At 71.4% G+C, this 12,282-nt stretch carries 15 protein-coding genes; 6 read left to right on the top strand and 9 right to left on the bottom strand.

Annotation, left to right across the window (positions count from 1 at the left end; genetic code table 11):
- Positions 1-100 precede the first annotated feature (100 nt).
- From ABZV06_RS17265 to ABZV06_RS17255, 3 genes are read left to right on the top strand one after another with little or no spacing between them, the layout of a single operon-like run.
- Positions 101-970, top strand: a complete 870-nt coding sequence (locus ABZV06_RS17265) for a sugar ABC transporter permease (RefSeq protein WP_355240070.1) — start codon at positions 101-103, stop codon at positions 968-970.
- On the top strand, positions 967-1,806 hold the full coding sequence (locus ABZV06_RS17260; RefSeq protein WP_355240067.1) for a carbohydrate ABC transporter permease: 840 nt from the start codon (positions 967-969) through the stop codon (positions 1,804-1,806). Before ABZV06_RS17265 ends, ABZV06_RS17260 begins: the two co-directional genes overlap by 4 nt.
- Positions 1,807-1,860: 54 nt before the next feature.
- Positions 1,861-2,877 (top strand): LacI family DNA-binding transcriptional regulator, encoded by a 1,017-nt coding sequence (locus ABZV06_RS17255; protein ID WP_355240064.1) that lies wholly within the window; start codon positions 1,861-1,863, stop codon positions 2,875-2,877.
- A 33-nt stretch (positions 2,878-2,910) separates the two neighbouring features.
- Here ABZV06_RS17255 and ABZV06_RS17250 read toward each other — a convergent pair whose 3' ends face one another.
- The 6 genes from ABZV06_RS17250 to ABZV06_RS17225 form a co-directional block, all read right to left on the bottom strand.
- Entirely contained in the window at positions 2,911-3,615 is a 705-nt protein-coding gene (locus ABZV06_RS17250; protein ID WP_355240061.1) for an ElyC/SanA/YdcF family protein, read from the bottom strand.
- 32 nt (positions 3,616-3,647) lie between these two features.
- Positions 3,648-4,229, bottom strand: a complete 582-nt coding sequence (locus ABZV06_RS17245; protein WP_355622477.1) for a dihydrofolate reductase family protein — start codon at positions 4,227-4,229, stop codon at positions 3,648-3,650.
- Between the two features lie 71 nt (positions 4,230-4,300).
- The gene (locus ABZV06_RS17240) at positions 4,301-4,906 is read right to left on the bottom strand and encodes a response regulator transcription factor (protein WP_355622475.1); all 606 of its coding nucleotides are present in this window, start codon (positions 4,904-4,906) and stop codon (positions 4,301-4,303) included.
- Positions 4,903-6,000 (bottom strand): sensor histidine kinase, encoded by a 1,098-nt coding sequence (locus ABZV06_RS17235; RefSeq protein ID WP_355622472.1) that lies wholly within the window; start codon positions 5,998-6,000, stop codon positions 4,903-4,905. Before ABZV06_RS17235 ends, ABZV06_RS17240 begins: the two co-directional genes overlap by 4 nt.
- 68 nt (positions 6,001-6,068) lie before the next feature.
- The gene (locus ABZV06_RS17230) at positions 6,069-6,800 is read right to left on the bottom strand and encodes an ABC transporter permease (RefSeq protein WP_355240049.1); all 732 of its coding nucleotides are present in this window, start codon (positions 6,798-6,800) and stop codon (positions 6,069-6,071) included.
- A gap of 1 nt (position 6,801) precedes the next feature.
- Entirely contained in the window at positions 6,802-7,716 is a 915-nt protein-coding gene (locus ABZV06_RS17225) for an ABC transporter ATP-binding protein (RefSeq protein ID WP_355622469.1), read from the bottom strand.
- Between the two features lie 256 nt (positions 7,717-7,972).
- Between ABZV06_RS17225 and ABZV06_RS17220 the strand changes: the two genes are divergently transcribed.
- Positions 7,973-8,773 (top strand): SAM-dependent methyltransferase, encoded by an 801-nt coding sequence (locus ABZV06_RS17220; protein ID WP_355622466.1) that lies wholly within the window; start codon positions 7,973-7,975, stop codon positions 8,771-8,773.
- A 3-nt stretch (positions 8,774-8,776) separates the two neighbouring features.
- Here ABZV06_RS17220 and ABZV06_RS17215 read toward each other — a convergent pair whose 3' ends face one another.
- The 3 genes from ABZV06_RS17215 to ABZV06_RS17205 all read right to left on the bottom strand — a co-directional run bounded on the left by ABZV06_RS17215 (position 8,777) and on the right by ABZV06_RS17205 (position 11,024).
- Positions 8,777-9,757, bottom strand: coding sequence for a hypothetical protein (locus ABZV06_RS17215; protein ID WP_355622463.1), 981 nt, complete (start codon positions 9,755-9,757; stop codon positions 8,777-8,779).
- 521 nt (positions 9,758-10,278) lie between these two features.
- Positions 10,279-10,413, bottom strand: coding sequence for a hypothetical protein (locus ABZV06_RS17210; protein ID WP_355622460.1), 135 nt, complete (start codon positions 10,411-10,413; stop codon positions 10,279-10,281).
- Positions 10,414-10,526: 113 nt separating this feature from the next.
- Positions 10,527-11,024, bottom strand: a complete 498-nt coding sequence (locus tag ABZV06_RS17205; protein WP_355622457.1) for a hypothetical protein — start codon at positions 11,022-11,024, stop codon at positions 10,527-10,529.
- 237 nt (positions 11,025-11,261) lie between these two features.
- On the opposite strand from ABZV06_RS17205, the gene ABZV06_RS17200 reads away from it, so the two are divergent.
- Together ABZV06_RS17200 and ABZV06_RS17195 are read left to right on the top strand one after the other, a co-directional pair.
- The gene (locus ABZV06_RS17200) at positions 11,262-12,062 is read left to right on the top strand and encodes a helix-turn-helix transcriptional regulator (protein ID WP_355622454.1); all 801 of its coding nucleotides are present in this window, start codon (positions 11,262-11,264) and stop codon (positions 12,060-12,062) included.
- Complete coding sequence (locus tag ABZV06_RS17195) at positions 12,053-12,244, top strand: DUF397 domain-containing protein (RefSeq protein ID WP_355622451.1); 192 nt, start codon at positions 12,053-12,055, stop codon at positions 12,242-12,244. The genes ABZV06_RS17200 and ABZV06_RS17195 overlap by 10 nt, the downstream gene beginning before the upstream one ends.
- The last annotated feature ends 38 nt before the right edge of the window (positions 12,245-12,282 follow it).

Genomic DNA, 12,282 nt, shown 5'->3' with positions numbered 1-12,282 from the left:
AGGGCGCGGCGACACGGCGACAGATCCGCCGGCACCGGGGCCGGGCACCGCGCGACAGCGCGGCCGCCAGCCCCGGCCGGGGCGGGGTGGCGTCCTCGCAGTGTTCCTGACGCCCGCCCTGGCGCTGTTCGTGCTGCTGGTCATCACGCCCATCGTGGTGGCCGCCTACGCCAGCCTCTACAAGTGGAACGGCTTCGGGCTACCGGAGAACTTCGTCGGGCTGGACAACTACACCCGCGCCTTCGGCGACCCGACGTTCCGGGGTGACCTGTGGCGCGGCCTCGTGCTGGTGCTGCTGTCGCTGACCGTGCAGCTGCCCGTCGCGTTGGCCCTGGCCATGCTGCTCAACCAGCCGCTGCGCGGCCGAGCCGTCTACCGGCTGATCTTCTTCGCCCCGTACGTGCTCTCCGAGGTCACCACGGCCGTCCTGTTCACCCTGGTGTTCTCACCCAACCGGGGTCTGGGCGAGTCGATATCCACGTTCCTGGGAGCGGAGGCGGGAGCGGTATTCGCCGATCCGTCCACCGTGCTGTACGCCGTCTTCCTGGTGGTGTCCTGGAAGTACTTCGGCCTGTACATGATGCTCTTCCTGGCCGCCCGACAGGGCATCCCGAAGGAGCTGTCCGAGGCCGCGGTCACCGACGGCGCGACCGCGTGGCAGGCGTTCCGCCACGTCACCCTGCCGTTGCTCGGGCCGACGATCCGGATCAGCATCTTCCTGTCGGTCATCGGCACCATCCAACTGTTCGACATGGTCTGGGTGCTCACCGGCGGTGGTCCGATCCACTCCTCGGAGACCATGGCCGTGACGATGTACCAGTTCGGTTTCCGCCGGTTCGAGGTTGGCTACGCCAGCGCGATCAGCATGGTCATGTTCCTGCTGAGCCTCGTCTTCGCCCTGTTCTACCAGCGCGTCGTCCTGCGTCGGGACACCGCGGGCGCCATCACCAACCAGGGAGGCCAGCGATGACCGCCAAGACCAGTGGCGCCCAGCGGACCCGCAGCATCGTGCTGCACCTCGTCTGCATCGGCGTCGGCGCGCTCATCGTCGTGCCGGTCTGGTTCGGTGTGATCGGTGGCTTCAAGGACAACGGCCAGCTGTCGACCAACCCGCTGGGCCTGCCCGACCCGTGGGTGCCGTCGAACTACACCGACCTGTTCGCCTCCGGGGTGTTCTGGCGGCAGCTCGGCAACAGCCTGCTCATCGCCGTCAGCAGCACGTTCATCGTCGTCGCCGCGGCGGCGATGGCCGCGTTCGTCTTCGCGCGCTACGCCTTCCGGGGCCGCGAGTTCCTGGTGACCCTGTTCGCGATCGGCCTGATGTTCCCGTTCGCGGTGGCGATCCTGCCGCTGTTCGTCCTGCTGCGCTCCATCGGCCTGCTGGACAACCCGCTCGGCGTCATCCTGCCCCAGGCCGCCTTCGGGCTGCCGATCACCATCATCATCCTGCGCCAGTTCTTCCGTACCATCCCCGCCGAGGTGGAGGAGGCCGCCGTCCTGGACGGCTGCAGTTCCTTCGGGTTCTTCTGGCGGGTCCTGCTGCCGATGGCCCGCCCCGCGCTGGCCACCGTCTCGGTCCTGGCCGTCGTCACCAGCTGGAACAACTTCATGCTGCCGCTGGTCGTCTTCAGCGATCAGAGCTGGTGGACCCTGCCCGTCGGGGTCCAGGCGTTCCAGGGTCAGTACGCCGACGACACCGCGCGGGTGCTCGCGTACGTCGTCCTGTCGATGCTCCCCGCCCTGGGCTTCTACGCCGTCGCCGAACGCCAACTGATCGGCGGTCTGACCGGCAGCGTCAAGGGGTGACGACACCAGATCGCCGACCAACCTGAACAATCCCGCCAGACGAAGGAGCGGACCATGGGCTCCGACAACGGCCGAAACGTCACCATCGCGATGATCGCGCGACTGGCCGGTGTCTCCGTGCCCACGGTCTCGCGGGTCATCAACGGCCGCACCGACGTCGCTCCCGACACCCGGGAGCGCGTCGAGGCGCTGCTCAACCAACACGGCTACCGCCGGCGCACCCAGGCCCGGCGGACCGAGGCCGCACTGATCGACCTGGTCTTCAACGACCTGGACAGCCCGTGGGCGGTGGAGATCATCCGCGGGGTGGAGGACGTCGCCCGCGCCAGTGGCGTCGGCACCGTCGTCTCCGCCATCCACTGGCGCATCTCCTCGGCCAAGCAGTGGCTGGACAACATGCGTACGCGATCCACCGAGGGCGTCATCTTCGTGACCTCGATGGTCAACCCGCCACTGCAGGCGGAGCTGCGTCGGCTGCACCTGCCGGTGGTCATCATCGACCCCGCCGGGGTCGATCCGCAGGAGTCACCCACCATCGGCGCGACCAACTGGGCGGGCAGCCTGAGCGCCAACCAGTACCTGCTGGGCCTCGGGCACCGCCGCATCGGCTTCATCGCCGGGCCACCACACCTGATGTGCAGCCGAGCCCGGATGGACGGCTACCGCGCGGCTCTGGGCGCGGCCGGCATCGCCGTGGACGAAGCCCTCATCCGGCCCGGCAACTTCTACCACGAGGCCGGCTTCACCTCGGGTACCCAGCTCCTGTCCCTGCCCGACCCACCCACCGCCATCTTCGCCTCCAGCGACCAGATGGCGCTGGGCGTCTACGAGGCCGTCCGCAAACGTGGCCTGCGGGTGCCCGACGACATCAGCGTGATCGGCTTCGACGACCTGCCGGAGGTCCGCTGGTGCTCCCCGCCGCTGACCACCGTCCGCCAGCCCCTCTCGGAGATGGGCATGCTGGCCGCCCGGACGGTGCTGCGGCTCGCCGGCGGCGAGAAGACCGAGAGCCCGCGCATCGAACTCGCCACCGAACTCGTCGTCCGCGACAGCGCCCGACCACCCCGCTGACCGCGCGGCCTGTCGTCGGTACGTCGACCGCGCTCAGGCGTCGCGCAGGGCGTCCTCGACGCCGGTCTCGCGCCGACCGAGGTGCGCGGGCTCCCGGCCGGACAGCACGTCCACCGCCGCCTTCAGACAGGCGCCGTTCTCGCGCAGCGACCCGAACCGCCACGTCCGGGAGTACCGCTTGGCGCTGTCGTCGCCCACCCCCTGGGCGTCGATGCCGAGTCGCCGACACAGGGCCACGGCCCGCGGCAGATGGAACGACTGGGTCACGACCGTCGCCCGCCGCACGCCGAAGATCTGTCGGGCCCGCGCGCAGGAGTCGTACGTGTCGAAACCGGCGTAGTCGAGGACCACCTTGCGCGCCGGCACACCTCGGTCGACCAGCCAGCGCAGCATCGCCTCGGGCTCGTTGTAGTCGGCGTTCATGTTGTCGCCGGACACCAGGATCGCGCTCACCCGGCCGGCGTCGAACAACCGCCGCGCGATCTCCAGCCGAGCTGCGAGGACCGGCGACGGCTCACCATCGGTGTCCACCTTGGTGCCCAGGACCAGGGCGACCGGTGCCGCCGGAACGTCGGCCTCGTCGTAGAGGTGGCCGGCGGCGGTGTCACGGACCCACCGCACGCTGGCGACGGTGCTGCCGGCCAGGACCACCGCACCCACCACCAGAGCCAGCAAAGTACGACGGACGAGCCGTCGACGTTCCCCGTACCACCGCGCCACAGCGATTCGTCCCCGCATGCGGGCGAGACTAGTCCGGCGGCCCGGGGCGGTCAGCGGCGCACGCGGTAGCGCAGGTGCAGCACGCGGTTGCCGTGGATCACCACGTCGGGGTCCTCCAACAGGTGCCGCGCGTCGACCGATCCGAAGTAGCGCTTGCCGGACCCGAACACGACGGGTACGACGTCCATGCGTACCTCGTCGACCAGGCCGGCGGCGAGCACCTGGCCGCCGACGTCGCCGGCGGCGACCTCGACGATGCGGTCACCCGCGAGCTCCTGCGCCCTCGCCACGGCTGCCTCGACGCCGTCGACGAAGTGGAACGGCGCCCCGGGGTCCCAGCCGTCGGGCCTGCCCCGGTGGGTCACGACGACCACGTGGGCGATCCCGCTCGGAGGTTGTCCGTCCCAGCCGTCGGTCAGGTCGAAGACATGACGGCCGACGACTGTCACCCCGATCTGGTCCCAGTACGGCCGGATGTAGTCGTAGGACGCCTGCGACACCGTCAGCGCGCCGCTCTCGTCCAACGGGACGTCACCGCTGGACAACCAGTCGAACAGCGGGCCGGGCTGGTCTTTCTCGTCCGCGACGAAGCCGTCCACCGACACCGAGCTGTACAGGACCACAGTGCCCACGGGGCTCTCCTCTGTCTGGGGATGCCCTCAAGTTAGCGTGTCGTGGGCTTGCAAACGCCGCCAGCACCTGCTCAGAGCCAGCCGTTGGCGCGCGCCGTGCGGGCCGCCTCGATGCGGTTGCGGGTGGCGGTCTTGCCGATGGCAGCGGACAGGTAGTTGCGCACGGTGCTCTCGGACAGGTGGAGCGCGGCGGCCATGTCGGCGACGGTGGCGCCGTCCACGGCGGCGGACAGCACCTCCCGCTCCCGTTCGGTGAGCGGGTTCGGGCCGGCCGCTAGGGCGGCGGCGGCCAGCGTCGGGTCGATCACCCGTTCGCCGGCCAGCACCCGTCGGACGGCCACCGCCAGCTCCTGCACCGGCCCGTCCTTGACGAGGAAGCCGTGGGCGCCGGCCTCCATCGCCCGTCGCAGGTAGCCGGGCCGGCCGAAGGTGGTGAGGATCAGCACCCGGCAGGAGGGGAGCTGGTCGCGCAGCGTGGCAGCGGTGTCGAGACCGCTGCCGTCGGGCATCTCGATGTCCAGCAGCGCCACGTCGGGGCGTACCCGAAGAGCCTCGCTCGTGGCCTGCGCCCCGGTCGCGGCCTCGGCCACGACCTCGATGTCGGGTTCGAGGTTCAACAGCAGGGCCAGCGCGCCGCGCATCATGCCCTGGTCCTCGGCGAGGAGTAGCCGGATCACGACGCCCACCGTCCGGTGGGGGAGTGGGGGAGCCGGGCGGTGACCCGCAGGCCGCCGTCGTGCGCCGGGCCGACGTGCAGCGTCCCGCCGGCCTGCGCCAGCCGCTCGGTGAGGCCGCGCAGGCCGTTGCCGAGCTGCGGCCGGCCGCCCACCCCGTCGTCGCGGATGGTCAGCACCGCCTCGTCGGCGTCGGTGGTGACCTCGATGTCGCAGCGCGACGCCCGGCTGTGCCGCACGACGTTCGTCACCCCTTCGCGCAGCACCCAACCGAACGCGTCGTCGGCCTCGACACCGAGCTGCCGGTCGCCGCCCCGGACGCTGACGGTGATCCCGACGTCGGCCAGGGCCGCACGGACGCTGTCGAGTTCCCGCGCGAAGCTGCGTTCCCGGTAGCCGGTGACCGCCTCGCGCACCTCGGCGAGCGCCGTACGACCGATCCGTTCGATGTCCGTCGCCTCCGCGACGACCCGCTGTGGATCGGTCGGGGCGAGCCGGCGTATCACCTCGGCCTTGACCACGACCAGGGACAGCGTGTGGCCCAGCAGGTCGTGCAGGTCCCGCGCGAAGCGCAGCCGCTCCTGCTCCACCGCCGTGCGGGCCAGCTCACGCTGGGTGCGGCGCAACTCCTCCACCAGGCGGGCCGTGCGGGCGAACGCCAACGTCAGCGTGCCCCCGAGCACGGTGATCAGCGCCATCTGGGCGGTCTCGGTGGCCGGCAGCCGGTGCGCCACGCCGATCACCAGGACGGCGGCGGCCGAGCCGCCGACCCAACCGAACCCCCAGGTCATGCGCACGAAGGCGACCGCGCCGGCCGTGGCGACGTACAGGAAGAGGACGAGCCAGCCCTCCGGCCCACCGGCGTACGCCACCGCGAGCCCGATCCCGAGCAGCGCGAAGGCGACGAGCCCCGCCTGGTGCACTGTCGGACGGACGGGCAGGTCGGCCACGGGTACGGCCACCAGGGCCAGGTAGAACAGCGCGAAGACGACGAGCCCCACCGCCGCCGGTGGTGCGGGATGCACCTGCCCGCGTGCGATCGCGGCGGCCGGCGTCAGCAGCAGCCAGAGCCAGAGGGTGTGCGCGGCGACGAGCATCAACCCTCGTCGGCGGGTTCCGCCGGACCCTGTCGCACCGGACGACATGGTGGACACCGTATCGGCTGTCACCGGCGGGTGGTGGACCGCCGGTAGGCCCAGGTCGCGAGGGCCGTGAACGCCAGCGTCCACGCGGCGAGCACGGCGAGCCCGGACGGGGTGGGCGTCAGCCCGGCGGCCGAGCGCCACCCGAGTTCCGCGAACCGGTACGTCGGCAGGGCGTGGGCCAGGTGGCGCAGCACGCTCGGGAAGTACGCCACGGGCACCAGGAGGCCGCCCAGCACCGACAGGCCGAGGAAGGCGAGGAAGTTGACCGGCTGGGCGAGCTGGGGGGTGAGGCCGTACCCGATGGCGAGCCCGAGCAGCGCGAACGGCACCGTGCCGACCCACATCAGCAGCAGCAGCGCGGCCCACCGGCCGGCCCCCAGCTCGACGTGGTGCTGGATGCGTCCGGCGCAGCCGACGGCGATCACCGACGGCACCCCGCTGAGCGTGCAGACCAGGGCCTTCGCGATCACCGCCTGCCAGGCGGGCAACGGAGTGACGCGGAGCTGGCGCAGCCAACCCGACGCCCGCTCCTGGGAGACCGACGTGCCCACCGAGAGCACGCCCGCCACCGCGCCGTAGCCGGCAAGACCGACCATGAGGGCCACCGCCGCGTCGACGCCCTCCAGCCGGTCGCCGTCAAGACCAACCCCGGAGAAGATGAGGTACGTGACCACGGGCGTGAGGACGGTGAACAGCAGCAGCCGCGGGTCGCGGGCCAGTCGGCGCAGTTCGAATCGCAGGTAAGCGCGCATGTCAGTGCTCCGTCGGTGTCGCGGTGCGGGTCGTCGGTGTCGCGGTGAGGGTGAGGAAGGCGGTCTCCAGGGCGGCGGCGGTGACCTCCAGGCCCTGGAAGCCACGCGTGCCGGCCAGGGCGAGGACGGTGGCGTCGGCGTCGTCGGTGGTGAGCGCGACCCGGCCGCCCCGGACCTGCACCGCTCGGACCCCGGGGAGCGCGTCGAGGCCGTCGAGCGGCCCGCCGGCGACGTCGAAGGAGACGGTACGACCGCCGGCCAGCGCGCGGATCTGCGCGGGCGGCCCGTCGGCGACGACCCGCCCCGCGGCGAGCACCACGACCCGGTCGGCGAACTCGTCCGCCTCGTGCAGGTGGTGGGTGCTGAACAGGACGGTGTGTCCGTCGGCGGTGTACCGGTCGATGGCCGCCCAGAACGCCTGCCGGGCGGCGACGTCCAGCGCGGCGGTGGGCTCGTCGAGGACCAGCAGGTCCGGGTCGCCGGCCAGCGCGAACGCGAACCGTGCCCGCTGCTGCTCGCCGCCGGAAAGTTTGTCGAGGCGGCGGCCGGCACGCACGGTCAGCCCGGCCAGCGCCAGTAGCCGGTCGGTCTGCACCGCTCGCGGATAGAGCGCACGGGCCAGGTCGACGACCTCCCGGACCGTCGCGCTCGGCGCCCAGCCGGCGTCCTGGAGCATCGCGCCGACCCGTCCCGCCCGGACCGCCTCGGCCGGTGGCCGACCGAACAGGCTCACGGTGCCGCTGTCGGGTCGGTCCAGGCCCAGCATGAGCGAGATGGCGGTGCTCTTGCCGGCGCCGTTGGGGCCGAGCAGGGCGACGGTGCTGCCCCGCGCGATCGTCAGGTCGAGCCCGTCGACGGCTCGGACGGGACCGAACCGCCGGGTCAGGCCGTCGAGGCGTACGGCTGTGTCATCCATGCCTGTCACGCTAGGCAGGCGCGCGGGGCACGGGCAGAGTCACCGGTACGCGGTCGACCAGGACATTTGTCCCACCCGCGAACCACGGCATGGTCACCAGTCCAGTCGGACCCGGCACGCCGATGCGGTACCTGCCTCTCTGATCTCCCGCATGTCTCTGGGGCACGAGGCCGCGTTCCGAGCGCCATCCCGGGGGAAGATGACCGGCCATCGTGGACGCTATGCTGCGGGCTCGGCAGGGGAGAGGTGGTCGGCCATGACGCAGTCCGAGCCCGGGGTCAAGCTCCAGACCGACAGGCCGAACGCCGCGCGGATGTTCGACTACTACCTCGGCGGCAAGGACAACTTCGCCGCCGACCGGGCCGCCGCCGAGATGGTGTTGCAGGTCGCGCCGTGGATGCCCGAGGCGGCTCGGCAGGGCCGCGACCTGATCGCCCGTACGGTCCGCCACCTCGTCGAGGAGAAGGGCGTCCGGCAGATCCTGGATCTCGGATCGGGGCTGCCGACGCGCGACAACGTGCACGAGATCGCCCACCGCATCGACCCGGCCGTACGCGTCGTCTACGTCGACAACGACCCCGTGGTCTGCGCCCACGGGCGTGCCCTGCTCGCCGACGCGGCGACGGTGTCGGTGGTGCAGGCCGACCTGGGTCGACCCGGCGAAGTGCTCGGCCACCCGGAGGTCGCCGCCGCCATCGACTTCGACAGCCCGGTCGCGGTCCTCATGATGTTCGTGCTGCACCTCGTGCCCGACGAGCAGGCCCCGCAGCGCATCGTGACGACCTACCGCGACGCGCTCGCCCCCGGCAGCTACCTCGCGCTGTCCCACGCCAGCACCGACGTGCACCCCGACCTGATGGCCCGCATCTCGGCGATCTACGCCCGCGCGAACACCCCGTTCGTGCCGCGCAGCCACGCCGACGTCACCCGGTTCTTCGGCGACTTCGTCCTCGAGCCGCCCGGCCTGGTCAACATGTGGCCGTACCCCGAGCCGCCCGCCACCGTCGACGCGGACGTCGCCCGCACCGGATACAGCGGCGTCGCCCGCAAACCGTAGGCGTCAGCGGGCCTGTCTCGACGGCATTCGCGCCGCTCCCGTCGGAGTCCAGCCGGCCGCGACAAGCGCCCGGCGCACGACGTCGGCGACCTCGTCGGGCCGGGCGCGGACCAGCCAGGCGGGAAAGCGCAGGATACGGTCGCCGCTGGTCCAGACGTCGTTCTGTCGACGCATGTCCGCCGCCCACTGCCGCGCGTCCATGTGGTGCGCGCCGTCGATCTCCACCTGCACCCGCCACTCGTGCCAGTACGCGTCCAACCAGCGGTTGCGACCCGCCGCATCGACCCGGTGTCGTTGCAGGTCCGGGGCGGGCAGTCGATGCCGTCGGCACAACCGCACAAAGTTGATCTCGGAGAGTGCCTGCGCGCCGCCGGCGATGTCCGCGATGGTCTGCCGGATCAGCCGCCGGCGAGGCGCCCGAGGCAGGACGTCGACGACGGCAGCCAGCTCTTCGGGCAGCACACGACGCTGCTGGCACCCCGCGGCCAGCAACCCCTGTGCCTCGTCCGTGCTGCCGGCCCACCCGGCCGCGTCCACCAGGGCTCGGGCCGTCGTCGTGCGCGGCGGACGGGCAAGCTGAAGATGCGCGTCGGGCAGCACCGACGTGCGATGGAGCAGCACCGCGGGCATGTCGATCGGCAGTCGACGAAGGCTCGTCCGAGCGGCGCGGCGGTTGGCCGGCACCAGCACGTGCAGAGGTTCTCGCCGCAGACCCCGTACGCCGGCCTCGGCGGCTGCGGTCACCCCGGCCAGGACCGCTCCCGGCCCGGCCGCCAGGACCGCCACCCACAGCTGCTGGTCAGGGGTGAGTCGACCGTTGCCAGTGAGCACGATGCCATGGCAGATCGACCGCCAGCGTCCGGAGCGGATACGACCCCGGACCGCACCCTCGCTGAGCAGGCCGGCAAGCTGCGCGGTCGTCAGCACGCCCGCCTGCTCGAAGGCGAGCCAATCACATGCGTCGGCGTCATCGGCGGGCAACATTCCGTCGATCCTTGCCGCCCGACGAACATCGAGCCACCAGATCTTGGACACTTCGGGGCCGCTGGCCGCTGGCCGCTCGCTGGGCTTGCGCGCTGCCCTCCGCATTTTCGTGCGCGCGGCCTCTGCTTCCCGCTTCCGCGCGTGGCCGCCGCGTTTCGGCGCGGCCTCAGGGTCTGCGCGCGGCCTCCGCGCCATGCGTGACCGCGCCATGCGTCTCCGCGCCTCGCGTCTTCGCGCGTGGCCTCCGCGCCTCGCGTCTTCGCGCGTGGCTTCCGCGCCTCGCGTCTTCGCGCGTGGCTTCCGCGCCTCGCGTCTTCGCGCGTGGCCTCCGCGCCTCGCGTCTTCGCGCGTGGCTTCCGCATTTCGGCGCGACCTCCGCGTCTCTTCGCGACCTCTGCGTCTCCGCGCGCCGCCCTCGCGTCCGCTTTCGGGCGCGTTTCGTGCAGATCTTGGACAGTTTCCGTTAGCAGCTAACGGAAACTGTCCAAGATCTGCACGGATTCGCGGGAGTGGACGGTTTGTTAGCGGGGGGAGGCCCAGGTGGTGAAGCGATCGGTCAGGTTGATGGGTGGATTGTCGGGATTGAGGGCCGCGAGGTGGGCGGCGGCCTCCGACTGAAGTGCCGCCAGGTGGTCCAGCAGACCCTGGCGATCCATCCGGTAGGTCGCCAGGAGGCGGAGTTTGGCGGCCGAGCACGGCCAGGCGATTCCGCAGGTGCCGCAGCGCCATGTCGGGCGGGCCGGTTGATGATCGGGAGCGCGACGGGACATCAGCCGACCCGCACCGGACCGTGCGCGGCCGGGCACCGAGCATCACGACGCGCCGGCGTGGTGGTCCGGGATGGGGTGGTGGCCGGGCGGGGCAGCGCAGAGGCGGGAGCCGCGGTGGGCAGGGGTGGCGCGGTGGGCACGGGTGGCGCGGGGGACCAGCGTGAGGCCGTGGTCCGGCGCGGGGCGGTGCGCGGTGAGGCGGCGGAGCTGGAAGGTGCGGTGGGTCGGCGTGGGGCGGCGGGCCGGGGAGGTGCCGCTGGTGGGGAGGCGAGCCGGCGCGCGCCGGCGGGCATCAGGTACAGCTCGCGGCGGGCGACGGCGTCGCCGTTCGGGCCGAGCTGGTAGGCGTCGATCCACAACCAACCGTGGTACGTGTGCCGGTCGGTGAGGGCGCGGATCACCCGGACGGTGATGGGGCGGGCGAACTGCGGGCTCGCGGCACGGGTCAGGTGAAGCAGGTCACCGGACCGCACCTGCGGTGGCATGTCGATGGGCATGGTCTTCCCCTGGCTGACGTTGGGAGGGGCCGCCCCGTGAGCGCTGGCCCGGAGGGCGGCCCCGATGCGAACGCGTCCGCCGGGTCTCGGGTCCTCCACCGGCCGCGCCGTTGGTGACACTCTGCTGTGGAGGCCACTACGCTCGGAAGGTGCTTCGCCGGTTCGGGCTGAGCTGGCGAAACGTTCCACGTCGGGCAGTGGCGTGGGTAATCGATCTTCCGGTTTGGGGAGCACTGAATGGCTGATCTGCCGCACTCGCTCGCCGCGTTCATCGTCGGAGAGATCCGCCGCGCCCGAGGGGCCGCCGGGATGACGCAGGAGGCGTTCGGCCGAGGGGCCGGGTTCAGCGCCTCGCATGTCAGCGCCGTCGAGGGCGAGACGCGAGCGCTGACGATGGACTTCATCAAGGGCGCCGACCGCGCCCTCAAGAACAACGGCCTGTTCGAACGCATGGTGGCGAAGCTCGGCGCGCCGTCCTGGTTCCTACCGTGGCTGGACGCGGAACGCGTAGCGACACAACTGAGGTCGTGGCAGCCATCCCTGGTGCCCGGCCTACTTCAGACCGAGCAGTACGCCCGAGCGGTCATTCGCTGCGACGACACGCTCAGTGAGGAGGAGGTCGATAAGCGGCTTGCCGCTCGCCTGGACCGGCAAGCGATCCTCACTCAGCCAAAGGCACCGCAATTCGTGGCGGTCATCGGGGAGGAGGTGCTGCGTCGTGCGGGCGAGGATTTTCGAGGAATCATGGCAGGGCAGATCACGCACTTGACGGCTATGGCGGAGCGCCCAAATGTCAGTGTCCACATCGTGCCGGGTGACGTGAGCATGCACGCAGGGCTGACCGGTCCGTTCATCCTGGCTCGGGCTGCTGACGGTAAGTGGGTCGGCCAGTTGGAGAACCAACTTGGCGGGCTGGTCATCAGTGGCGACGATGACGTAGCTACGCTTCTGTCGAAGTGGGAGACCATACGGAACGAGGCCCTACCTCGACGGCAGTCAACCGACCTGATGAAGGAAGTGGTGACGTCATGGACCTGATCGGCGCTACGTGGCGCAAGTCCACCCGCAGTGGCTCCAGCGGTGGCGACTGTGTCGAGGTTGCGGACAATCTGCCGGGCATCGTCGGTGTGCGGGACTCCAAGGACCCCGACGGTCCGGCGCTGATCTTCGGGCCGGCCTCGTGGCGGGCGTTCGTCGTTGAGGTCGCCCGTCGGCCGTGATCCCCTGAAGCAAGAAGCGCCCGCCCCCGGAGAACACC

Origin of the sequence: Micromonospora sp. NPDC005172 (assembly GCF_040608555.1) — a bacterium.
Taxonomy (GTDB): Bacteria; Actinomycetota; Actinomycetes; order Mycobacteriales; family Micromonosporaceae; genus Micromonospora.
This window is presented reverse-complemented; position numbering and strand designations above follow the sequence as displayed.